General features: G+C 43.0%; 22 protein-coding genes, 9 tRNA genes, 1 rRNA gene and 2 pseudogenes (1 of these 34 running past the window's edge). 2 read left to right on the top strand and 32 right to left on the bottom strand.

The genetic code is table 11. The annotated features are described in order from the left end of the window. The 11 genes from ABC357_RS22395 to ABC357_RS22345 all read right to left on the bottom strand — a co-directional run. Positions 1 to 1,277, bottom strand: a 16S ribosomal RNA gene (locus tag ABC357_RS22395) (it extends 274 nt beyond the left edge of the window). A gap of 109 nt (positions 1,278 to 1,386) precedes the next feature. After that, a tRNA-Gly gene (locus tag ABC357_RS22390) sits at positions 1,387 to 1,460 on the bottom strand. Positions 1,461 to 1,483: 23 nt separating this feature from the next. Then, a tRNA-Arg gene (locus tag ABC357_RS22385) sits at positions 1,484 to 1,560 on the bottom strand. A gap of 18 nt (positions 1,561 to 1,578) precedes the next feature. Then, positions 1,579 to 1,664: transfer RNA gene (locus ABC357_RS22380), tRNA-Leu, on the bottom strand. 87 nt (positions 1,665 to 1,751) lie between these two features. Continuing rightward, a tRNA-Leu gene (locus ABC357_RS22375) sits at positions 1,752 to 1,833 on the bottom strand. 6 nt (positions 1,834 to 1,839) lie between these two features. Further along, positions 1,840 to 1,915: transfer RNA gene (locus tag ABC357_RS22370), tRNA-Lys, on the bottom strand. Between the two features lie 5 nt (positions 1,916 to 1,920). Then, a tRNA-Gln gene (locus ABC357_RS22365) sits at positions 1,921 to 1,995 on the bottom strand. Between the two features lie 168 nt (positions 1,996 to 2,163). Then, a tRNA-Glu gene (locus tag ABC357_RS22360) sits at positions 2,164 to 2,235 on the bottom strand. A gap of 42 nt (positions 2,236 to 2,277) precedes the next feature. Continuing rightward, positions 2,278 to 2,368: transfer RNA gene (locus ABC357_RS22355), tRNA-Ser, on the bottom strand. A 12-nt stretch (positions 2,369 to 2,380) separates the two neighbouring features. Beyond that, positions 2,381 to 2,455 (bottom strand) — tRNA-Asn (locus tag ABC357_RS22350). 112 nt (positions 2,456 to 2,567) lie between these two features. Then, a complete protein-coding gene (locus ABC357_RS22345; protein ID WP_412889726.1) occupies positions 2,568 to 3,032 on the bottom strand; it encodes a SprT family protein in 465 nt (154 codons plus the stop codon). 87 nt (positions 3,033 to 3,119) lie between these two features. Here ABC357_RS22345 and cmpA point away from each other — a divergent pair, with 87 nt between their 5' ends. Next, positions 3,120 to 3,245, top strand: coding sequence for a cortex morphogenetic protein CmpA (gene cmpA / locus ABC357_RS22340; RefSeq protein ID WP_412889725.1), 126 nt, complete (start codon positions 3,120 to 3,122; stop codon positions 3,243 to 3,245). Positions 3,246 to 3,291: 46 nt separating this feature from the next. On the opposite strand, the gene ABC357_RS22335 is transcribed toward cmpA, so the two are convergent. The 14 genes from ABC357_RS22335 to acpS form a co-directional block, all read right to left on the bottom strand. Next, positions 3,292 to 5,484, bottom strand: a complete 2,193-nt coding sequence (locus ABC357_RS22335) for a Tex family protein (RefSeq protein WP_412889724.1) — start codon at positions 5,482 to 5,484, stop codon at positions 3,292 to 3,294. Between the two features lie 77 nt (positions 5,485 to 5,561). Then, positions 5,562 to 6,170, bottom strand: a complete 609-nt coding sequence (locus tag ABC357_RS22330) for a PP2C family serine/threonine-protein phosphatase (RefSeq protein ID WP_412889723.1) — start codon at positions 6,168 to 6,170, stop codon at positions 5,562 to 5,564. Beyond that, positions 6,167 to 6,958 (bottom strand): RNA polymerase sigma factor SigB, encoded by a 792-nt coding sequence (gene sigB, locus ABC357_RS22325; RefSeq protein WP_412889722.1) that lies wholly within the window; start codon positions 6,956 to 6,958, stop codon positions 6,167 to 6,169. Before sigB ends, ABC357_RS22330 begins: the two co-directional genes overlap by 4 nt. Then, positions 6,936 to 7,409 carry an anti-sigma B factor RsbW gene (gene rsbW / locus ABC357_RS22320; RefSeq protein WP_412889721.1) on the bottom strand — a complete coding sequence of 158 codons (474 nt, stop codon included), beginning with the start codon at positions 7,407 to 7,409 and terminating at the stop codon, positions 6,936 to 6,938. Before rsbW ends, sigB begins: the two co-directional genes overlap by 23 nt. Further along, a complete protein-coding gene (locus ABC357_RS22315; protein WP_412889720.1) occupies positions 7,409 to 7,738 on the bottom strand; it encodes an anti-sigma factor antagonist in 330 nt (109 codons plus the stop codon). Before ABC357_RS22315 ends, rsbW begins: the two co-directional genes overlap by 1 nt. Before the next feature lie 80 nt (positions 7,739 to 7,818). Next, positions 7,819 to 8,829: a PP2C family protein-serine/threonine phosphatase gene (locus ABC357_RS22310; protein WP_412889719.1), complete on the bottom strand. Its 1,011-nt coding sequence runs from the start codon at positions 8,827 to 8,829 to the stop codon at positions 7,819 to 7,821. 11 nt (positions 8,830 to 8,840) lie between these two features. Beyond that, the gene (locus tag ABC357_RS22305) at positions 8,841 to 9,239 is read right to left on the bottom strand and encodes an anti-sigma regulatory factor (protein WP_412889718.1); all 399 of its coding nucleotides are present in this window, start codon (positions 9,237 to 9,239) and stop codon (positions 8,841 to 8,843) included. 2 nt (positions 9,240 to 9,241) lie between these two features. Then, positions 9,242 to 9,598 (bottom strand): STAS domain-containing protein, encoded by a 357-nt coding sequence (locus ABC357_RS22300; protein ID WP_412889717.1) that lies wholly within the window; start codon positions 9,596 to 9,598, stop codon positions 9,242 to 9,244. Further along, a complete protein-coding gene (locus tag ABC357_RS22295) occupies positions 9,595 to 10,434 on the bottom strand; it encodes an RsbT co-antagonist protein RsbRA (RefSeq protein WP_412889716.1) in 840 nt (279 codons plus the stop codon). The genes ABC357_RS22300 and ABC357_RS22295 overlap by 4 nt, the downstream gene beginning before the upstream one ends. Before the next feature lie 315 nt (positions 10,435 to 10,749). After that, on the bottom strand, positions 10,750 to 11,100 hold the full coding sequence (locus ABC357_RS22290) for a type II toxin-antitoxin system PemK/MazF family toxin (protein WP_050616662.1): 351 nt from the start codon (positions 11,098 to 11,100) through the stop codon (positions 10,750 to 10,752). Positions 11,101 to 11,107: 7 nt separating this feature from the next. Next, positions 11,108 to 11,389 (bottom strand): antitoxin endoai, encoded by a 282-nt coding sequence (locus ABC357_RS22285; protein ID WP_412889715.1) that lies wholly within the window; start codon positions 11,387 to 11,389, stop codon positions 11,108 to 11,110. 147 nt (positions 11,390 to 11,536) lie between these two features. After that, the gene (alr, locus tag ABC357_RS22280) at positions 11,537 to 12,688 is read right to left on the bottom strand and encodes an alanine racemase (RefSeq protein ID WP_412889714.1); all 1,152 of its coding nucleotides are present in this window, start codon (positions 12,686 to 12,688) and stop codon (positions 11,537 to 11,539) included. A gap of 154 nt (positions 12,689 to 12,842) precedes the next feature. Next, entirely contained in the window at positions 12,843 to 13,850 is a 1,008-nt protein-coding gene (locus ABC357_RS22275) for a LolA family protein (protein ID WP_412889713.1), read from the bottom strand. 220 nt (positions 13,851 to 14,070) lie between these two features. Then, positions 14,071 to 14,421 carry a holo-ACP synthase gene (gene acpS, locus ABC357_RS22270; protein WP_412889712.1) on the bottom strand — a complete coding sequence of 117 codons (351 nt, stop codon included), beginning with the start codon at positions 14,419 to 14,421 and terminating at the stop codon, positions 14,071 to 14,073. An 81-nt stretch (positions 14,422 to 14,502) separates the two neighbouring features. On the opposite strand from acpS, the gene ABC357_RS22265 reads away from it, so the two are divergent. Then, positions 14,503 to 15,111, top strand: a complete 609-nt coding sequence (locus ABC357_RS22265) for a rhomboid family intramembrane serine protease (RefSeq protein ID WP_412889711.1) — start codon at positions 14,503 to 14,505, stop codon at positions 15,109 to 15,111. Here ABC357_RS22265 and uvsE read toward each other — a convergent pair. The 7 genes and pseudogenes from uvsE to ABC357_RS22230 form a co-directional block, all read right to left on the bottom strand. Then, positions 15,106 to 16,074 (bottom strand): UV DNA damage repair endonuclease UvsE, encoded by a 969-nt coding sequence (gene uvsE, locus ABC357_RS22260; protein ID WP_412889710.1) that lies wholly within the window; start codon positions 16,072 to 16,074, stop codon positions 15,106 to 15,108. The two genes, ABC357_RS22265 and uvsE, sit on opposite strands and share 6 nt — an antisense overlap. Before the next feature lie 104 nt (positions 16,075 to 16,178). After that, positions 16,179 to 17,663: a degradosome RNA helicase CshA gene (cshA, locus tag ABC357_RS22255; protein WP_412889709.1), complete on the bottom strand. Its 1,485-nt coding sequence runs from the start codon at positions 17,661 to 17,663 to the stop codon at positions 16,179 to 16,181. A gap of 539 nt (positions 17,664 to 18,202) precedes the next feature. Beyond that, positions 18,203 to 18,892 (bottom strand): alpha/beta hydrolase, encoded by a 690-nt coding sequence (locus ABC357_RS22250; RefSeq protein WP_412889708.1) that lies wholly within the window; start codon positions 18,890 to 18,892, stop codon positions 18,203 to 18,205. Positions 18,893 to 19,006: 114 nt separating this feature from the next. Beyond that, positions 19,007 to 19,474, bottom strand: a pseudogene (locus ABC357_RS22245) (methyl-accepting chemotaxis protein); the annotation flags it as partial. 309 nt (positions 19,475 to 19,783) lie between these two features. Beyond that, positions 19,784 to 20,236: pseudogene (locus tag ABC357_RS22240) on the bottom strand (protoglobin domain-containing protein); the annotation flags it as partial. A 417-nt stretch (positions 20,237 to 20,653) separates the two neighbouring features. Further along, positions 20,654 to 22,021, bottom strand: coding sequence for a UDP-N-acetylmuramoyl-tripeptide--D-alanyl-D-alanine ligase (locus tag ABC357_RS22235; RefSeq protein WP_412889707.1), 1,368 nt, complete (start codon positions 22,019 to 22,021; stop codon positions 20,654 to 20,656). 105 nt (positions 22,022 to 22,126) lie between these two features. Further along, positions 22,127 to 23,218 carry a D-alanine--D-alanine ligase gene (locus ABC357_RS22230; RefSeq protein WP_412889706.1) on the bottom strand — a complete coding sequence of 364 codons (1,092 nt, stop codon included), beginning with the start codon at positions 23,216 to 23,218 and terminating at the stop codon, positions 22,127 to 22,129. Between the last annotated feature and the right edge of the window lie 31 nt (positions 23,219 to 23,249).

The raw sequence follows: 23,249 nt of genomic DNA, 5'->3' as shown, positions 1-23,249 counted from the left end.
TCGCGGTTTCGCTGCCCTTTGTACCATCCATTGTAGCACGTGTGTAGCCCAGGTCATAAGGGGCATGATGATTTGACGTCATCCCCACCTTCCTCCGGTTTGTCACCGGCAGTCACCTTAGAGTGCCCAACTGAATGCTGGCAACTAAGATCAAGGGTTGCGCTCGTTGCGGGACTTAACCCAACATCTCACGACACGAGCTGACGACAACCATGCACCACCTGTCACTCTGTCCCCCGAAGGGGAACGTCCTATCTCTAGGAGTGTCAGAGGATGTCAAGACCTGGTAAGGTTCTTCGCGTTGCTTCGAATTAAACCACATGCTCCACCGCTTGTGCGGGCCCCCGTCAATTCCTTTGAGTTTCAGTCTTGCGACCGTACTCCCCAGGCGGAGTGCTTAATGCGTTTGCTGCAGCACTAAAGGGCGGAAACCCTCTAACACTTAGCACTCATCGTTTACGGCGTGGACTACCAGGGTATCTAATCCTGTTTGCTCCCCACGCTTTCGCGCCTCAGCGTCAGTTACAGACCAGAAAGCCGCCTTCGCCACTGGTGTTCCTCCAAATATCTACGCATTTCACCGCTACACTTGGAATTCCGCTTTCCTCTTCTGTACTCAAGTCCCCCAGTTTCCAATGACCCTCCACGGTTGAGCCGTGGGCTTTCACATCAGACTTAAAGGACCGCCTGCGCGCGCTTTACGCCCAATAATTCCGGACAACGCTTGCCACCTACGTATTACCGCGGCTGCTGGCACGTAGTTAGCCGTGGCTTTCTGGTTAGGTACCGTCAAGGTACCAGCAGTTACTCTGGTACTTGTTCTTCCCTAACAACAGAACTTTACGACCCGAAGGCCTTCTTCGTTCACGCGGCGTTGCTCCGTCAGACTTTCGTCCATTGCGGAAGATTCCCTACTGCTGCCTCCCGTAGGAGTCTGGGCCGTGTCTCAGTCCCAGTGTGGCCGATCACCCTCTCAGGTCGGCTATGCATCGTTGCCTTGGTAAGCCGTTACCTTACCAACTAGCTAATGCACCGCGGGCCCATCTATAAGTGATAGCCGAAACCATCTTTCCCTCTTCCTCCATGTGGAGGAAGAAACTATCCGGTATTAGCCCCGGTTTCCCGGAGTTATCCCAGTCTTATAGGCAGGTTGCCCACGTGTTACTCACCCGTCCGCCGCTGACTTCCGGGAGCAAGCTCCCTTCTGTCCGCTCGACTTGCATGTATTAGGCACGCCGCCAGCGTTCGTCCTGAGCCAGGATCAAACTCTCCAATAAGTGTTTGACTTGCTCATAAGATAAAACTTGTTTGTTCCAACTCTGTTGGAACTTCGTTTAGAATTAACGTTGACGTGTTGTCTTGTTTAGTTTTCAAAGAACATTTTTTTGGAGCGGGTGAAGGGAATCGAACCCTCATCATCAGCTTGGAAGGCTGAGGTTTTACCACTAAACTACACCCGCATAATAGGTATTTTAAAATAATATGGCGCGCCCGAAAGGAGTCGAACCCATAACCTTCTGATCCGTAGTCAGACGCTCTATCCAATTGAGCTACGGGCGCATATTCATAAGATGTCGTTGGTGCGGCCGAGAGGACTTGAACCTCCACGGGGTTTCCCCCACTAGGCCCTCAACCTAGCGCGTCTGCCGTTCCGCCACGACCGCGAAGTTGTTAGCAACATCATTTATTATATCACTATAACTCGATGTTTGCAACAGTTTTTTTAAAAAAAAGTTTTCTTTTTTTAAAAGTGCGGGTGAAGGGACTTGAACCCCCACGCCGTAAGGCGCCAGATCCTAAGTCTGGTGCGTCTGCCAATTCCGCCACACCCGCATATAATGGTGAGCCATGAAGGATTCGAACCTTCGACCCTCTGATTAAAAGTCAGATGCTCTACCAACTGAGCTAATGGCTCATCAATGGCTGGGCTAGAAGGATTCGAACCTTCGCATGACGGAATCAAAATCCGTTGCCTTACCGCTTGGCTATAGCCCAATGATGTCTGTTGTTATTTCTAAATAGTTTCTTTACGTTATTTCTAACTTGACCTATCAGAAGCAACCCACTTATCATATCACATTCCGATTTTAGAATGCAAGCTTTTTTTAATTTTTATCAGATAAATAATGGGAAGCAAATTGAATGCCTCCCTATTATCATTCATGACCCGTACGGGATTCGAACCCGTGTTACCGCCGTGAAAGGGCGGTGTCTTAACCGCTTGACCAACGGGCCCTGTTCTATATAGGTAACTTCATTATGGTTATTTTGATATTATGGCGGAGAAGGAGGGATTTGAACCCTCGCGCCGCTTACGCGACCTACACCCTTAGCAGGGGCGCCTCTTCAGCCTCTTGAGTACTTCCCCACAACATAAAAATGGCTCCGCAGGTAGGATTCGAACCTACGACCGCTCGGTTAACAGCCGAGTGCTCTACCACTGAGCTACTGCGGAATAGTATTTAACAGGATTAGCAAGCAACTTGTTATCCTATCGACTATTTAGATTATAAAGATGTTGATTCAACCTGTCAAGAGTCCATCCGTTATTTTTGATTAAAATCTATTTATTTGCCTGATCGGACCTTTTTCAGCTTTCCTCTGCATTTCCCGCAAGCATATCTTTTTAGATCAACATTCCGTTTACGGACATACAACGTATGGCAAATTGAACACTCATAATAATAAAGTGTTTGTATCTTTCTCTTGTTATTCTCAGGAAGAACGGAGCAAAACCGGGGCGCATCCACTTTTTGCAGAAGTATTCTAAAATCCTTGTCTCTATGCTTATAGCCCTTTCCTTCAATATGCAAATGATAATGGCATAATTCGTGCTTAATAATCCCAACCAACTCGTTTTCCCCGAATTGGTCATAATAACGGGGATTAATCTCTATATGGTGGCTATGCAGCATATATCTGCCTCCAGTCGTACGCAGCCGTTTATTAAAATAGGCCTTGTGCATAAATGGTTTATCGAAATCGCGAAGCGAAAGTTCCTCCGTTAATTTCTGCAATTGATCATCATTCAACGTTTTCCCCGCCCTTCTATATGAAACGTGACAAACCATTATAGCATACAATGAATCACACTTTTATAAGAAGGGGGATTCACAGAAATGCCAATATGGTTAGAAAAACAAATCAGAAAAGCCTTTTTCGAAAAGAACGCACAACAGGTTCAAGTCCTCAATCAATGCTGGTATTTTTACCGCAAGACAAACAAGGATGAACTGCAAGGCTGAAAACAAAAGGGCACTGCCCTTTCTCTGGCGCAGTACCCTACTAATTTTACCCTTCCGGCTGAAGCATCGTTAAAGATACACGTTGTTTCTTGCTGTCAACCTGCTCAACCCAAACAGTCACTATATCTCCGACAGACACAATATCCAGAGGATGCTTGACGTATGATTTGCTCATCTTCGATATGTGGACCAGGCCATCCTGCTTGACTCCAATATCGATGAATGCCCCAAAATCAACTACATTGCGGACTGTCCCCTGGAGTTCCATGCCTGGGGATAAATCCTCCATTTTCAGGACATCTTTTTTCAATAACGGCTTGGCCATCTCATCTCTCGGATCTCTTCCAGGCTTCATTAATGTATCTACCATATCCTTTAGCGTCACCTGGCCAATCCCCAGCTCCTCGGACATTTCTTTTATGTCCATTTCCTTCAATGACTGGCGAAGAGCCGTTGAGCCGATATCCTTTGTAGAAAATCCGAGGTTAGCAAGCAATCGAATAGCCACTTCATAATTTTCAGGATGGATGGCAGTCGAATCAAGAGGTTCCTTGCCATTCGGAATTCTGAGGAAACCTATACATTGTTCATAGGTCTTTGCCCCAAGCCGCGGAATTTTCTTCAACTGCTTTCTTGATGAGAATGCACCTTCCTCTTCTCTTTTCTTCACAATATTGGAAGCTACGCTTTTGGAAAGCCCAGCCACATATTGCAGTAGAGAGGAAGAAGCTGTATTTACATTGACTCCAACTTGGTTGACGGCTGTTTCCACAACAAAAGCCAAAGAATCATTTAACTTCCTTTGAGATACATCATGCTGATATTGGCCCACACCGACTGATTTCGGGTCAATTTTCACCAATTCTGCCAATGGGTCCTGCAAACGGCGGGCAATGGACACTGCACTTCTCTCTTCTACGTGAAGATCCGGAAATTCCTCACGGGCCAAATCGGAAGCCGAATAAACAGATGCTCCTGCTTCATTAACAATTATATAGTAGATTGTATTATCCAATTCTTTCAGTATATCCGCTACAAATTGTTCCGTCTCTCTTGAGGCTGTGCCATTTCCGATTGCAATGACTTCAATCGAATAACGCTTAATGATTTCTTTTATTGTAGCGGATGCCGCCTCACGTTTTGCAGCTGGCGGATGAGGGTAGATGACCGCTACCTGCTCCATCTTCCCAGTTTGGTCGACCACCGCGAGCTTGCATCCCGTCCGGTAAGCCGGATCGACGCCGAGAACCATTTTTCCTTTTAAAGGCGGCTGCAGCAGTAAATTCCGGAGATTTTCAGAAAAGATATGAATTGCCTGGTCTTCAGCTTTATCTGTCAATTCATTACGGATATCCCTTTCGATAGAAGGGTGGATTAATCTCTTATAAGCATCCTCTATTGCCTCCTTAACGATTTCTTCAACAATTGAACCGGTATATGGAATCATCTTTCTTTGTATGTATGAGTATATACGCTCCGGGTCTATTTTAACCGATATCCTTAACACTTCTTCTTTTTCCCCGCGATTCAAGGCCAATACACGATGGGGAACAATTTTATTGACAGGCTCCTCGTATTCATAATAATTCTCATACACTTGCTTTTCATCCTTGCTTTCATCCTTCACCACAGACTGGATTCTCCCTTGATTAAAGGTTGCCTGCCTAATCCACTGGCGTAAAGACGGTTCGTCCGATACCATTTCAGCAATAATATCCTTGGCGCCAGAAATCGCCTCTTCAACAGATTGGACCCCCTGCTCCTCCTTTATATACGCTGCTGCTTCTTCATCTATAGAACCGGATTTAGGAAATGTAAGCATCCACTGCGCTAGCGGTTCTAATCCTTTCTCCTTCGCCACTGTCGCTTTTGTTCTTCTTTTTTGTTTATATGGGCGATATAAGTCTTCAAGTAGCTGTAATTTTTCAGCAGAGGCAATTTGCCCCTTGAGCTCTTCAGTCAATTTGCCTTGTTCTTCAATTGACCGGAGGATTTCTTCTTTCCGCTTTTGAAGATTCTCTAAATAGTGCCACCGATTCATAACATCCCGGATCTGCACCTCATCCATGCTGCCTGTCATTTCTTTTCGATATCGGGCAATAAAAGGGACTGTATTTCCCTCTTCCAATAGTGTTATAACTTGTTGGACTTGCCTTTGGCTCAGCTTCAATTCTCCGGCGATGGCTTTACTTACATCCAACGGTTTTATATGAATGGTTTCCACAATTGTTCCTCCCATTATTTCGTCTTCCCTTCATTTTACCAAATAACTTGCACCACTTCTAATCGGCCAAAAATAGTAAAAACCTGCTTCAATTATTGAAGCAGGCTCCCCACTATAAACGTTACATCATCCGCATGGGCGGCATTTTCATGCCAAATGACTTCCGACAGGAGATCAATCGATGTCGTTTTACTGATATTCGATTTAATTTCTTTCAGCTCCATGCCATCTGAAAAGATAAAGAAACGCGAAGATGGTTCATACTTAAAACGCTGGCCCTTAAACTTTCTTATCTTTCCGGATAGAAAACCTGAAATCGGCAACGGGTAGATAACCTTCTCCTCTGAAGGTTTATACATGAAAAAGCGTATATTTCCGACAGATATGAAATGGACTTCTTTCGTTTCAAAGAAGAACTTCACTATAGCTACCGCGGCTCCTCTTTTGCTGACCAGCGCAGAATTGCACTTATCGATCAACTCTTCGAGAGGCAAATCATGATATTGGGCAACTATATTTGTTACAGCGCTGGACGATTCATATGCGTACTCTCCGCTGCCCAGGCCATCGGCAAGCACACATATGAAATAGGATTCAGTAGTGGCGAAATAGTATGAATCCCCGCAATAGTTTGCATTATCTTTCGCTACCTGTCTAACATTCACTTCAACTTTTTCATTTTTTATAAGGTCATTGATCATCTAACAAACTCCGAGCTGCCTTCAGCATGGATTGCTTCACGGAGTTTTTTAATCGCTCTTCTCTGCAAACGGGACACATGCATTTGTGAAATGCCAAGTTTTTCTCCAGCTTCCTTTTGGCTAAGGTTATCCAAGTATGTATATTGGATGATCATTTTCTCCCGCTCCGAAAGTACATGCAGCACCTTTTCCAAAACCATCCGCTGGTTTACTTTTTCATAACCTTCCTCCACATTGCCGAATATATCAAGCAAGGTTACAGTACCGCCATCAGAGTCCGCTTCTATAGTATGGTCAATCGACAGCGCCTGATAGCTTTTACCCATTTCCATCGCTTCCAATACTTCCTCATCGGAAACCTCTAGATAATCCGCAATTTCTTCCACGCGCGGTGAACGATGCAAATCTGTTGTCAGGGCTTCAACCGCCACTTTGATTTTCGGCCCCAGCTCCTTAATGCGGCGAGGGACATGGACACTCCACGTCTTGTCCCTCAAGAACCGTTTGATCTCTCCGATGATAGTCGGCACGGCAAAGGCTTCGAAACTTTTGCCGAACGTTTCATCATAGCGGCGAATCGCTCCAAGCAGACCGATCATTCCCACTTGATAAATATCCTCTTGGAAGGAACGTCCTTTTGCATATTTCCTGGATATAGTCTCTACCAATCCTTTGTAATGCATAACAAGATTATTTTGCGCCTCATCGTCCTGATTGAGTTGATATGCTCTAATCCAGGCGTTTACTTGTTCTCTTGTTTCTTGATTAGGTTGAGATTGTCTTTGCATCACTCTCCACCTGCTCTCCTTGAACAAACTTAGTCATAAAGACCGTTACACCTTGATACTGATGTATTTTCACTTTGTCCATTAGTGTTTCAATCAGATACAGCCCTAGCCCTCCTTCTCTAAGGAACTCCACCTGCACCTCTTTTTCATAAGGTCCCAATCCTTGTCTCACTTCATCAAAATCGCAGCTTTGGCCGCTGTCTGCAACCATAAGCTCCAAACGGTCCTGATAAAGGCCGAAACCAATTGTCACCTCGCCGTCTTCCTCTTCTTTATAGGCGTGTTGGACAGCATTTGTGCAGGCTTCACTAGTAGCTATTTTCAGATCCTCAATATCATCATAGGAAAAACCCATACGGCTTGCTACTCCAGAAATAGTCAAGCGAACAACACCAATGTACTCAGGCTTTGCCGGGATCTTCATTTCAATGTAATCATAGCCTTTTTTCATCACAATCCACCCTTTGTATCGCTTGTAATATGAATAATATCCGCCAGACCAGTAATATCAAATAAACGCTTCAATCGATCAGACATCCCTACAATTTTAAAATCGCCATTATGCGCACGGACATTTTTAAATAAACCAACAAACACACCCAAACCGGTGCTATCCATATATCCGACACCGGATAAATCAACCGTTATGTTAACTTCTTCCTGTTCCGCCAAGGGATAAAGGGCTTCACGGAGTTCAGGGGCTGTATATGCATCAATTTCACCTTGTACTGTTACATTAATCATAGAATCTACTTGTTTCACATCAATCTTAATATTCATACGGCACTTCCCACCTTGTATAGTCCTAACTAGATTTAGTTATGCGTTATATACCCACTTAATATGGAAACAAAACAATTTTAAGAAGCTCTTTTTAAAATGATCATAGTGAAATCATCGCGCAGTTGGAAATGCTGCAGTTTTTCCAAGTGTTTATAGACATTCATCACAATTTCCTGAGGATGGAGATCTATGTATTTTTTTATTTCATCCACTAATGTTTCTCTCTCAATAAATCCTTCATCCGTACGGCATTCTGTCACACCATCCGACATCAATATAATCATGTCTCCTATTTCTACCTGTCTTTCGAATTGCTGATAATTGGTATCCTTGTTAACCCCCAACAACAGCCCCTTGGCATAAAGGTCTTCGAATTGTCCGGTGGAAGCATTATAATACATCGGAATTTCGTGTCCTGCCGAAGCATAAGAAAAAACGGATGTAGAGGGATTATACAAACCATAAAACATCGTTATGAACATGCTAGGATCCACATTTTGCTCAACAACCCTGTTCAACGACTTCAATACATGGCTTGGTTCATGTCGTTGATCCGGTATGCTGTCCATCGCATATTTGATCATAGACATGCATAAAGCAGCAGGGATCCCTTTGCCGATGACGTCCGCAATCCCTACACCAACACATTGCTTTTCATCCTGGATAAAATGATAATAATCTCCGTTCATCCGTTTCGCAGGCACCGAAACGGCCCCAATTTCCAATTGAGGCAATACCGGTATTTTTGTTTCCAAAAGGGTATTCTGCACGTTGGCGGCAATCTCCATTTCGGACTTAAGCTCTTGTTGGAAATGACGTAAACTTTGATTTTCCCTATAAGCCAATCCATACCCCATCATGACTTCCAGAAGAAAATCAAGAGAATCCAGCACACCTGATTGAATATCCGGAAATAAATCAAGCAGCACACTTTTATGCCAACTGATAATTTCTTCAGGCGCTATATCATGTTCAATTGTTTTTCTGCTCAACTGCTGCCCCTTGTAAAGAACCTCTTCGCTCTGTTCCTTTACATAAGCAGTCAGCGTATCCCGATAAATCTCTTCTATATTTTCACTCTTAAGCATTTAACTTCCCCCTAACGGAGCCATTTCGTTGCGCGAATATCAGTGCCTTTTCCCGGAATGGAATCTATCTCAAATGTATCCATCAGGCGTTTGACACCAGGCATCCCTGCTCCAAGGCCGCCGGAAGTAGTATAGCCATCCTCCATAACCCGTCTAATATCCGGTATACCGGGCCCTTGGTCTATCGCTTGGATCACTATTCCAATTTTTCCTGCTTCATTTATTTTTTCAATGAATATTTTTCCTGTACCTGCATATAAATAAATATTTCGGGCAAGTTCACTGATGGCTGTGGTAATTCTCGCTTGGTCGACAGTACCGAAGCCTACTTCTTTCGCCACGTTTCTGCCTAATTGCCGCGCAGCCACTATGTCCCATTCATTGACTATTTTTACAAAGGGTTGATGCATACTCAATCCCCCAGTTCCTGTTGCAATTTCTCTAAACCTTTTTCTAAATCTAGAGCTGTGTAAACGTCGTTCAAAGTAATGCCAAGTTCGATCAAAGTGATAGCAACAGCAGGCTGAATACCTGTAATGACTACCTTAGCCCCCATCAGTTTAGACATGCTCACTACATCGCCCAACACTTTGGCAATGAAGGAATCTATAAAATCAATGGATGTGATGTCAATAACAACACCGTTTGAGCCTGTTTCGTGGATTTTCCGCAGCAAATCCTCCTGAAATTCAAGAGCAGTTGCATCATCCAGTTCCCATTGTATAGATACCAACAGGCAATTATACAATTTTAATATAGGTATTCTCATACAACTTCCTCCGCCTCTACCTCAACAATTTTTCTATTAGTCAGTTTCAAAGCAGCCTCTATGCCGCGCTTCAATGAATTTTTGGTGATGACTTCATTTAAATTGATTCCTAAATTAACAATCGTCTGGGCAATTTCAGGCCTGATTCCGCAAAGCATGCAGGTAGCGCCTACTAAGCGAACGGCTTCGGCAGCTTGAATGATATGGTGAGCAACCATCGTATCAACAAGCGGCACGCCGGTAATATCAATCAACACAACCTCAGAGCGGTGCTTTACAGCTCCATTGAGAAGATTCTCCATGATTTGCTTCGCTCTTTCCGTATCAATTGTGCCCACCAGCGGCATAACCGTAATTCCTTCATGGACTGGAATCAGAGGAGCGGACAATTCCTGTAATGCAATCTTTTGGAGAGATACTGTCTTTTCCCACGTTTGCGTATACGTATTGATGATTTCCGTATTCATCGGATCAGACCATTTTTCAAAATCCGCCAGCATTTCAATTTGGTTATCGGGAGTAATCCCGCCTTCTTTTACCATACCTTCCATAACAATATAATTAAATTTCTTCAATCCGGTAATGACGAAAGGAAGGGACCAACCCAATCTGACTACTTTTTCAGCAAAATCCGTTAATTTATCAATGAATTCTCCATGAGATTCTTTAACGTTCGAAATGATCAGGTCGATAAATTCATTGCTTGTCTCATAAAACATTTGGTTTGAAACAACCTTAGCTATCCGGTCATCGCTTTCTTCCTTCATCAATCTGATCCATTGATCCAAAATCCCCGCTCTGTTTTCTGTTATATACTTAAAAACTGAACTGTGCATAGTATCCTCCTATTTTAACATATACAAAATTTTAAATTATTCTGTTAAATACATGTTATAAATTTGTAATTTTCTTATCATAATCCGTTCATTTTCCAAATAAACACTTCCATTCATCTTTCAAAAAAACAATAGGCCGACCATCGCAATAAATGGCTTATTTATTCTTGGAATTTTAAATTTCAATATACTTTCAATATACTTGTTTTAGTAGAATTGAGTCAAATATTCGAAATACATTTGCACACTTTTCAGCAAGCACAAAAAAACCTTCCAACTATTTTGGAAGGTTTTTGTTTTTATTTCATAAAGATTTTAAAATTCAATTAGTCCCGTACTGATTTGTAAAGCATTGTCTACTTTTTTCATCATATGGTCATCCAAATGAGTGATCTTATCCGTTAAGCGCTGCTTATCAATAGTTCGTATTTGTTCCAACAGAATGACAGAATCTCGCTCGAATCCATACTTTTTCGCATCGATTTCTACATGCGTAGGAAGTTTAGCTTTCTGTATTTGCGCTGTAATGGCAGCCACAATGACAGTAGGGCTAAAACGATTACCGATATCGTTCTGAATAATCAGCACTGGGCGGGTCCCTCCTTGCTCTGAACCGACCACCGGGGACAAATCTGCATAATATACGTCTCCACGCTTAACAACGATCAAAGGATCAACCTCCGCTTACTAATCGTTCAACACAGTGCTCAGCCTCGTATTCCGCAAGAAAGGCTTCCGAAGCAATTGTCAGATTTATAGCAGCCATTTCAATATAGCCGCGCTTCATCTCATCACGTAGTTTTCTTTTTCTTCTATCGTGAATGTACATTTTGGTTGCACGATATAGCAGTTCGTTACGGGTTACGTTATCCTCTTGAACGTATCCATCAAGTTCCATAAGAAGATTCTGAGGCAATTGAATGACTATTTCTCTTACTGTTCTGGATTCAGACATAAGCATACACCTCCACCATCACTACACACCTTATACTATTTCAAAATCCATATTACCATTAATAAGGAAATATGAAAAGAGAATAATGGTTTTTCCATAATATTAGTATAGGCACTATTCTCTTGTTTTTATTCATAAATCCTTATTTCACAACAACGGATTACGGATGGATTGCACTCTTCCATTTTCCACGTAAAGACGGGGCACCCTGGAATTAATCATACAAACGACTTCATAGTTGATGGTTTCAAGCTTCGCTGCGATTTCATCAGCAGATATAACAGCTCCATTATTGTGTCCGATCAGCGTTACCTTCGTTCCTTCAGGATAATAACACGGGAGCTTGATCATACATTGATCCATGCACATTCTTCCTACAATCGGCACTCTTCGCCCATCCACCAGTACTTCCTGGCCCTGCAGCTTTCTTAGCCATCCGTCCGCATACCCGATCGGCACAGTCGCAATCCATTCTTCCTCGGAGGATGTATACGTTGCCCCGTAGCTGATGCTTTCATTTGGGCCGATTTTCTTCACATGGACAATGCGGCTATGAAGGGAAAAAGCTTCTTTCAGTTCGAAAGGCAGCACTGTTTTCATTTCCTCCGACGGACTTAATCCATACATAGATATGCCTAAACGGACGGCATTATACCATGCTTCTTGAAAACGGAGAGAAGCAGCGCTGTTGCTGCAGTGCACAAAGGCCGGCCTTTCACTCAAGGAACCTACCATATCCCTGAAAAGGTTCAATTGTCCATTGAAAAACGTATCATCCAATGAATCCGCAGTAGCAAAATGCGTATAAATTCCCTGCAATTGAATTGTATCGCAATCCAAAAGCCATTCTTCCGCTTGTTGGATGTCTTCCTTTTTCTTGAACCCTAGACGGTTCATCCCAGTGTCGCATTTCATATGGACATGCAGAAGATCTCCCTTATCAAGGTGCTGATCCGCTTCCTTCAACCATTGATTAGTATAGACCGTGGCAGATATCTTATACTTTGCCGCAATAGCTGCATCGGAGGCCCTCATCGCTCCAAGGACGAGTATGGGAGCTTCAATCCCTTTTTTTCTGAGGGATATGGCTTCATCCAGAAAAGCTGTCGCTAAAAAATCTGCTCCAGCTTCGAGTGCAGCCTTAGCAACTTCCACATCCCCATGTCCATAGGCGTTCGCTTTTACTACGGCACAAAGATGAACCTTACCGTCCAGATGTTGTTTCACGTTATTTACATTTTCCTTAATATGGCCAATATTGACTTCAACCCAAGTATCTCTATAAAAAGCTGATTCCACCGGGGGCTACCTTCCTTCTCTTGTCTTGATGTACGATTTTATTTTCTACCATATAGCATAACGTAAAGTGTGTGTGTTGAAAAGGCAGCTGGATTGCATTCAGCCCGTAGAGCAAAAAAAGAAACAGGCCTCTTCAGCCTGCTTCTTTCCCTATTTATTTGATGGCAGCACTTTGGACAGAACGGGCGACTTCCATCAATTCTTCCTTGCTCATATCGCTTGAAGCCAGTGTATAATCCGCTCCCTCAAACGTCCATGTAATGCTCTTATCTGTCAATGCTCCGATTGTAAACCCTAGATCTACCGGATCGCCAAGCATTTGGCGGGAAGCTAAGGTTGTCTGCATGACATCCGCCTTTTCAACAACCATGGTATAATTCCGTTGGCCTTTATACGTTAGGATGAATCGTTTCCCATCGTCCATCTTCATTTCTTTTTCATCGACCAATGTGGCTCCTGCCGTATCGGACGGATATTTAACAGAGAACTCTTTGTTATCTGCATCAGCTGTCACAGTCGTGCCGAGCTGGGCGCCTGTCATGTTCTTCTGCATATCGAATGCATCCTTATTAAAGGAAGGATTAAACGTAACTTTGGAAAAATCAACATTCACCAGCACATTTTGATCCGGGTCTTTGATTTTTACAGAAACGGGAGTCAAATCCTTCTTCTTCAATGTAATCTCTTGGGTAGGAAGCATTTTGCTGTTTTGGTACCTTGTTTTTGTATCAAAAATGTAATGCTTATCTGTAGATTTAAACGCAGCTCCCTTATCTACAACAATATCTTTGACAATCGATTCATACAAATAGGCCTGGCTGCTATTTTTCGGCCAATCGCTTTGGAAATGGAAGCTCTTATTCAAAGCAGGTGTAAGGACATAGACGCCTTCTTTATTCCGAAGGATCATCTGGCTTTGGTCTTTACTTTGGTTCTTAAGCTTCACTCGATAAAAATCCGGATTCTTATACCAAATTTCCACATCATAGACTTGTGGATCTTCCCCCATTTTCAAAGTCATCTTTGCAGTGGCTTTGTAGCTTTTCATATCGCTCACTTTCTCATTCAAAGATTTCACGACATCCTCCTTGGATTTTTGCCCGCAGGCAGCCAAGGATAAAATCAGGATTAAGCTTACAAGCAGTACTATGCCTTTCTTCATCTTTTCAGCCCCTTCTTTTTTTCACCTTAAAAAAGGAAGACAAAACAGGCGAGATCCTTCTGGAATGACGCCAATTACCGAGGACGGCAATCGTGCCCATCCTGCGGGGTAAAGGATGTATCCCATTTCCCATTTCCGACCTTGTCTCCACTATCGCAATAAAAGTATATGAGGCATTGTCCAAGAATATGTCCAAGTACTGACACGCGAGCGTAAAGTTCTACCCTTCTATAACAACCTGTGCCGCTGCATAGGCCTCACAATGGGTTATGGATAGATGAACCCCTTCAGAAAATGGAGCAGAAATAAAAGGTTTCCCTTTGCTTCCATACCGGATTTCAATATCCTGGAAGCCAAGTTCCTTTCCAATGCCGGTTCCTATCGCTTTTGAAAAGGCTTCTTTCGCAGCAAATCGCCCAGCAAGAAATTCCGTCTGCCTTTTTCCCTTCAAGCTATGGAACTTTTCCTGCTCGCTGCTGGTCAATATGCGGTTTACGAATTTAGGCTGGGTTTGAATCAGTTTTCCGATCCGTCCAGTTTCTACAATATCAAGCCCTATCCCTTTAATCATTTCATCACCTTCTATTTAGATATGTACATGCATACATTCATACTATCTTACTTTTTGAATGTATGGGAGTTGGTTGTATCTATGTTTGCACGAAAAGAAAGCTTTTCCGTTTTTATTTCCCTGTATCCAGCCACAACCGCTATCGTTTTCATACAGGCACTTTTTTTCATAGCCATTCAATTTCCGGGAATAGGGGAGTCCCTCCTCAATATGCTAATCGGCGCCAATCTATCGATTAGCGAAGGTGAATATTGGCGGTTGGCCTCCCCGATATTTCTACATGCCTCATTTCCTCATTTCATGTTTAACACGCTGTCCACGCTTATTTTAGCGCCTGCGCTCGAACTGATGCTCAAGCAATTTCGGTTTATTATGCTATATATGGCATGTGGAATTGGGGCAAATGTATTTACTTTTCTTCTTTTGCCTGCCCAATACATTCACTTGGGCGCCAGCGGAGCTATATATGGATTAATCGGCTTTTATGTGTCCATCTCATTCCTGCAGTCTTCTCTTATCTCCAAACAAGATAACAAACTAATTAAAGCATTGGCCCTCATTGGATTTATCGTGACCTTTATACAGCCGAATGTAAATGCCGTCGCCCATATCAGCGGATTCTTAATCGGTTTTGCCGTTTCATTGCCATTTATCAAAACAAGCACGCGGGATTACCCGTACCATTTATAGCTGAAAGCTTGCCTCATTAACCCAGGTGGCCGGCTTACTTGATCTTATATCTCTGACTAATTGGAAAAGGGCCTCATCCTTTCCCTTCGCTTCAATCATTACGTCTATTTGATCAACAGAACCATTCACTGCCTCGACAAAATCCCAAAACATAAGCGGATCTATTAATTCCGCATGCGCCCTGAACTCTTTTTCACTTCTAGGGCTCGAGATATGCATTTTCACCGGAAGCTCGGAGTGCGACCACGTCGCAGCAACCCGGCTCCATTCTTCAGAAAAAGATTCTCCTTTGCGATGATTGGCTAAAAAATGATGATAATCAAACACAAATGGGATTCCCAGTTTTTCGCATAAATATAGCGTATCCCCCATTGTAAAGGTTGTATCATCATTCTCCAGAATGACCATTTGCTGAATTTTGCTCGGTACAAGGGCCCAGTTATGGATGAATTGTTCAAGCGCCTGTTCTTTATCTTCATAGCTGGCTCCTACATGAAGAACACAACGGTGCAAAGGATTGATCCCCATGCCTTTTAAAAGACGATAGTGCATATTCAGTGTAGTAAGTGCCGTTTTGAATACATGCTGGTCTTTCGTATTCAGGAGCACAAAATGATCCGGGTGAAAATCAATGCGCATCGCAGGGTGCTCCACCAGAAACGTTTTGATAGCCAAAAGGGATTCCTTCAATGGTTTCATATAATTCCAATCTTGAATGTCTGGATGGTTGGCAAGAGGGATTAACTTTGAACTCAAACGAAAAAAGTGGATGCCATGGACTTCATTATGCCTTAGCAGCCTCAGGCAATTATGCAAATTGGTTTGAGCAATCCTTTCCAGCTTTTTAATGGCTGCTTCTCTGTCATCGATTTTGCTGAATTGCGCGAATGTCATTGTTTTTGAAGGGGAAGCATTCTGAACGTGATTGCTCATCGCTACATATCCCAGTCGAAAAAGTGTCATCGGGTAAGACCTCCGTTTTTTACTAGTGTTGGCCTGTTTCCGATTTTCTACTAACGACAAAAAAACCGAATGGAATCCATTCGGTTTTTTTGGGGAAGGAACAATTAGTTTGATTGTTCTCTTCTTCCGCCTCCGCGACGGTCTCCGCCATTGCGGTTACGATCATTGTTGCGGCGTTTATTATACCCTTGGTCTTTGCGGTTGTATGCACGGCCATTGCGTTGTTTGCCGCTGCCGTTTCCGCTATAGGACTTACGGTCTTTTTTATTGAATACAGGAGCTTCGCCAGTCAATTTAACTGGAGTTGCATCTGGCTCTTTTGTCATCAATTTCAACACAGTAGCAACAAGATCTTTAGAGTCATATTTCTCTAATAGCTCCTCTGCAGCTGGAAGATAAACAGACAGATCTTCATTTTCGATTGTATTGATAATCTTTTCAGCCACTGCTTTTTGCTGGCCTTCAATTGCTTCTGTAACTGTAGGAGTTTTAATGCGCTCCATACGTTTCTTTGTTGTTTTTTCGATTACATACAGTTGTGATCTTTCTCTGTAAGTCACGAAAGAAACGGCGATACCATTTTTTCCTGCACGGCCTGTACGTCCGATTCGGTGTACATAGCTTTCAGGATCTTGAGGGATATCAAAGTTATATACGTGCGTCACGCCTGAAATATCCAAACCGCGGGCTGCAACGTCAGTAGCCACTAGGACATCGATGCTGCCGTCTTTGAATTTCTTCAGGACAGAAAGGCGTTTTGCCTGGCTTAAATCGCCATGGATTCCTTCAGCAGTATATCCGCGAAGATTCAAGGCTGCCGATAGCTCATCCACACGGCGTTTCGTGCGTCCAAAGACAATTGCCAATTCTGGAGTTTGAATATCCAATAAACGAGTCAAAGCATCAAACTTTTCGTTTTCTTTCAGCTCTACGTAATATTGTTGGATACGGTCTACAGTCATTTCTTTCGCTTTCACTTTTACGTGATGTGGATTTTCCATGAAGCGTTCAGCGATTTTACGGATTGGATCAGGCATTGTTGCTGAGAATAGCAATGTTTGATGATCTTCCGGAACTGTCGAAAGGATAGATTCAATATCTTCGATGAATCCCATATTCAGCATTTCATCAGCTTCATCAAGAACAACTGTCTCAACATCGCCTAATTTAAGGGTTTTACGGTTGATATGGTCAAGAAGGCGACCAGGTGTACCAACAATAATATGCGGCTTTTTCTTTAATGCACGGATTTGGCGGTCAATATCCTGGCCTCCGTATACAGCAAGAACGCGAACGCGTTTGCCATAGCCAAGTTTAAATAGCTCTTCAGATACCTGAATGGCCAATTCACGTGTTGGGGCGATACAGATCGCTTGCACATGCTCCGCATTTGTATCAATTTTTTCCATCAAAGGGATACCGAAAGCAGCAGTCTTACCAGTACCAGTTTGTGCTTGTCCGATAATATCCTTCCCTTCAAGCGCCACTGGAATAGTTTGCGCCTGAATTGGCGTAGCCTCTTCGAATCCCATTTTTTCTACCGAACGCATTGTGGACTTTTGCAGTCCTAATTCACTAAACAAAGTCAATTTTTCCTAACTCCTTTTTATCGAGAAATAACTTATATATCTCAAGAAAAATCGTCACCAGCCCTTTATCTGCCGGACAGACAAAGGAGACACGCGATATCACAGGACCATCTGATATACAGATATGCCATTTGCACAGCATAAGGCGTTTCTCAAATAAGACAAGTATTAGCCCGATGAGAAGTAGCTTATGTCACAAGCGTGTTAGGTGAAAAATTAGACATAGAATCTGCTGGTTTTTGCTCATATTAAACACATTTAAAAAAGTTAATGGATCTTAACTTATCAAATAAAACCAAAATTGGCCTAAAATTTTCTCAAAATATAGGTAAAGTCTGAACCTTTATATAGATAATAATCACTTAGATCATTTTATCATCATAAATAGTTATTATACTACTTTTAACATATGATGTCTCGAAGAAAATAATAACACTTCTTGACTATTAATGCAATAAAGCCGAGCACCCATCTTTCCTTATGCGGCAAGCATCCAAGCCCCTGTGCATTAGTGCAGCACGAATGATAGCGCGTACATTTTATTTTTCCAAAAAATGTTGGATTTCCTGGAATAACAATCTATTTTCCCGGCAGTAACAGATCATATGCTTTCCTTCGCTGACCAAATACAACCGCTTCTCTGCAGAGGGAATCACTTGGTACAGGCTCTCTGCTGTTCTCCACGGAACCATCCCGTCTTTCATCCCCTGTGCAATGAATACAGGCAACGTTAAATGTCCATAAACGCCTGCAGATACAGATACCATTGAACAGAATTCTTTGAGGGCACCGATGGATGTACGCGTGAATTTAGGTTTGTATGTCCTGTATAATTCATTACTCTTACCTTTTCCATGTAGGAAGTCTTTTATAACACCCTTCACATCAGAAAATAATTGCTTGGGGCATCCATAACGGGCAGCCGCACTTAGCAAAACCAGTTTTCCCACCGGATATTTCGCCGCCAGGACCGATGCTATAATGCCGCCCATAGAGAATCCGACCAAGTAAACATGTTCGTAGGCTTCCAATATTTTTTGCAAACAATGTTCTACGCAATCAAGCCATTCTTCTTTCCTGACAGCTGCACATCCTTTACCGTCGCAATGGCCCGGAAGAGTAGGCGCAAATATATCCCAGGATCCGTTCTTCTGAAGAAAGGACAACAATGGCTCTATCTCTAATGGCGACCCGGTAAAACCATGGATGCAAAGGCAGGCAGTCCTCAATGCAATCACCTTCCATAAACGATATATTCCTCCTTATCTCTACCTCGCCTCCATTTTCGTTAAACATGAAAAAACCCGGGCAAAAAAGCGCGGGTCTTCAAGCTGTAAATCAAATCATCGAGTGATTTTCTTGGTCAATTGATTATTGTAATGGCTCAGCTGCTCTGCCATTTCAGCTATTCCAAATGAAGCTTTTGTAATTTCCTTAAAAGTGGCTTCAAAATCAATGAGTGTCCCGTAAAAGGAATTCATCTGTTCATTATTCCCTTCCGCTGCTGCAAAGGAATTGTCTAGCACATTCAACATATCTTTATTCCGCTCAGAAAAATGGGTCGCTCCCTCAACAATAAAAGAAAAAGCCGTTTCAAAACGGTCTATGGTATGCTGTACACGCGCTACCTGCTGTTGAATATCATCAAGTGACTGCTCCGTCAGATGCGCTAGCTTCCTCACTTCCTGGGCCACTACTGAAAATCCTTTGCCATGTACGCCGGCTCTGGCCGCTTCGATCGCTGCATTTAGCGAGAGGATATTAGTCTGTAACGATATCCCCCTTATTGTCTTTACCACTTTTCCGATTTCAGCTGAGCTGCCGCCCAAATCCTGAATCATCTGCCCGGTAGAATGGATCGTAGCAATCATTCGATCCGTTTGGCCAAGTGACTGTCTGACATCTTTTTTCCCCGATTCCACTTCTACCATTACTTCTTTTGCTCTATTCTGGATAGCCTGTACTTCTTCCATAAGCAACAGGCATTGCTTTTCTTTATCTTCAAGCGCTGTTGCTGTTTCCTCTGAAGCGGCAGCCAATGTCGCAGCTGAATCCTGCAAGTGGTATTGAAGTTTTTCCATTTCCTGCAGCTTCATCATGGAGGATGTATAACTGTCTATATAGGTAGAAATAGCAATTTGTTTATCCATGGAGCACAATTTTTGGAAAGAAGCATAGACTTTCTGACATTCCACTTTATTCGCCATTTCGTTTAACAATATGGCAAACACTTCATTTTCGATCAATGTGTAAGCACCTATATACCATTCAGGTTCAAGGCCGATACGGTTATGGACCATGCCAACCGTTTTTCTCTTTTGGACATAGTCTCCTCCCATGTTCCCTGACACCAACTGCATTACATACTCCCCGAGCGCCTTCTTCAATAGATCAAGGCTGGAATGAGCATCGATAATGGACTTTAACCGAGGGACAGTAAACAGCCGCTGATAGAAGGCTTGAACAATTTGGTCTAGCTTATCTTCGACTATTGGCCTGATCGTTAGAAGATTTTGCACGTCTTCTTCATCAAAACCCAAGAATGCCAGCTGCTCTTCCAGCTCGCCATCCATCATCGCATGACCGGAATACCCACTTACTTGTTTTCGCTGCGCAGGAGAGATTTTCCCCTTAGAATGGTGATTGGGCTTCCTAAACAGGTCCAAAGCTCCCTTTTGACTTTTCATTATGGACGAAAATGGACAACCGGCCATTTGACTCCTCCTCAACACAAATAAAAATAAGGATAAATACCCACTACTAAAGTATACATCTGTAAAACTTCCCATATTTTTTATTTTCTTACAATTATATGAATTTTAAGGATATTTAAGGAATAGTAAATACTAAAGCGGAAAGCGCCCTCTGCTTAAAGACTGGGTGGCTGGGTGGCTGGGTGGCTGGGTTTGATGCTAGTTTAAAAAGGCTAACCAAGTGGAAATTGTTATTATTTACGTAAGAAAAAGCAGGCCAACGTCGGCCTGCTTCATTCATTCTGCTTTTAAAGCAAATACTACTTCTTCAAGCTTCATCCCACGGGATGCTTTCACAAGTAAGAGATCATTCTTTTTGACTTGTTTTTGCAGTTCCTCGATCAACGCCTTTTTATCCTGGAAGGCATAAACATTTTGCTCGCCGATTTCTTCCTTGGCTCCTTCAGCTATATAAGCACCCAATTCACCATACGTGAATAATTGGTCGATAGCTTTATGGCGTATGGATTGGCCGATCATTCGATGAAATTCAATTTCTTCAGGCCCCAGTTCGAGCATATCGCCCAACACAAGGATTTTTCGCTCGAAACCTTTTAATGCGCATACTAAATCGATGGCTGCCCTCATGGCAGTCGGGCTGGCATTATAGGCATCATTAATGATTTTTTCTCCTTTTTTGCCCTCTACCATTTCCATTCTCATGGTTGTGACTTTCAGTTCAGATAGGCCTTTTCGGATTTCAGGCAATTCAATGCCGAATTGCCGTGCAGCTAAAATAGCTGCCATTGCATTCAGGACATTATGGTTCCCAAGTATAGGGATTGAAATCTCCTCCGGATACAGATTGCTTGTAAAAACAGTATGGTCTTTATCTGTTTCTATTTGCAAGGCGTACATGCTATTGTGGTCAGAACGCCCGAAAGAAAGGCAATTCCACTCACTGCCCACTAATTTCTCTTGCAGCAACGGCTCGTCCCCGTGGTAAATGAGCATACCATCCTTTTGAAGGCCCGTTGTGATTTCAAGCTTGGCTTCCGCAATCGCTTCTCTGGATCCAAGATCCAACAGATGAGATTCGCCAATATTCGTTATGATTGCAACAGAAGGCTTCGCCAATCGGGATAATAGTTCAATCTCTCCCTTGCTGCTCATCCCCATTTCCAGAACAGCTATTTCTGTATCTTCATCCATACTAAGTATCGTAAGCGGCATACCCAAATGATTATTGAAATTGCCATCCGTTTTATGGACTTTGTATTTTTGGGCCAAAAGGGATGCAGTCATGTCCTTAGTTGTCGTTTTTCCATTGCTGCCGGTAATGCCAATAACCTTTGCACTCGTTTCTTTCAAATAAGCTTCAGCTAATGTTTGCAAGGCTTCTAAAGGATCATCCACGAAAAGAAGCGGCAGGCCCTCCGGCGGATTAGGGCGGTCTTTTTTCCAAAGAGCGGCCCCTGCTCCATCTTCTATTGCCTGCACAATATGGTCATGGCCGTCAGTATGGGCGCCGGAAAAAGGAACGAATAGTTGTCCATTCTGTATTTTTCTCGAATCAATCGTAACACCGCAAATATTCCTATCCTGAAACTCAGGGCATTCGACATCCAACATATCTGCTATCTGTTTCAGTGTACGCTTTATCATATAAATCCTCCTTCTCCTTTATAATGACGGAAAATGAGGAAGAGCCGAACCGTTTCAGCCCGCCTCCGCCTCATTCTCTTTTAAGTAAACCGTTATATTTCTACATCAGAAACTATGTTTAATTTGCTGTTTTTCTTCGTATCTAGACAAAGCTAGGCTTACTAATTTTTCAATCAGCTGCGGATAAGCCAAGCCTGTATGCTTCCAAAGAAGCGGGAACATGCTTACTGGCGTGAACCCAGGCATGGTATTCACTTCATTAATGTAGAAAGTGCCGTCCTCCGCCAAAAAGAAATCAGCACGGACTAAACCAGCACAATCCAAAGATTCGAATGCGCGGACAGCCAATTCCTTCAATTCTTCATATTTCGCTTCAGGAATATCTGCCGGAATGACTAGACCTGTGTTGCCGTCTTCATATTTCGCTTTGTAATCATAAAATGCCACGTCTTTCGGTATGATTTCCCCAGCGACTGAACACTCAGGGTCTTCATTCCCAAGCACACCGATTTCGATTTCCCTGGCGGTTACCCCTTCTTCGATGATGATACGTCGATCGAATTCAAAGGCTTCTTTAAAAGCAGCCTTTAATTCTTCAGCGGACGTACATTTATTGATTCCAACACTTGAGCCGAGGTTAGCTGGCTTCACAAAGCAAGGATAGCCGATTTCCTGTTCTACTTTTGCGTAGGCTTCCGCTTCATTCTTTTCCCATTGCTTTCTTGTAAACCAAACGTACTTCACTTGCGGCAGGCCTGCTTGAGCAAAGATATTCTTCATAACGACTTTATCCATTCCTGCAGATGAGGCAAGAACCCCATTCCCTACATAAGGAAGATTCATTAATTCCAGCATCCCTTGGACAGTTCCGTCCTCACCATTCGGCCCGTGAAGTAACGGGAAGATCACGTCAAATCCTTTGCTTCCTTCCTCAGAAGCTGCAACAGAAAATGGCTGTGTGCTGAGTGAAGTGGAAGCATTCCCCTCCTGGGATCCAGACAATGCCAGTTCATTTACATCTGCAGCCGGAGCTGTCAATTGTTTACCTGCAATCCAGTTACCTTCTGTAGTAATATAAACAGGATATATATCAAACTTCGTAAAATCCAACGCTTTTGTAACTGCCAAGGCAGTTTGCAGCGATACTTTATGTTCCGCTGATTTACCGCCATAAAGCAATCCAAGTCTCATTTTCATTTTTAGTACCTCCATCATTTCCTAAAAACAT

The organism is Bacillus kalamii (assembly GCF_047238185.1).
Lineage (GTDB): Bacteria > Bacillota > Bacilli > Bacillales > DSM-1321 > Bacillus_AD.
Note: the sequence above shows the minus strand (reverse complement) of the source record. Positions and strands in the feature narration are given on the sequence as shown.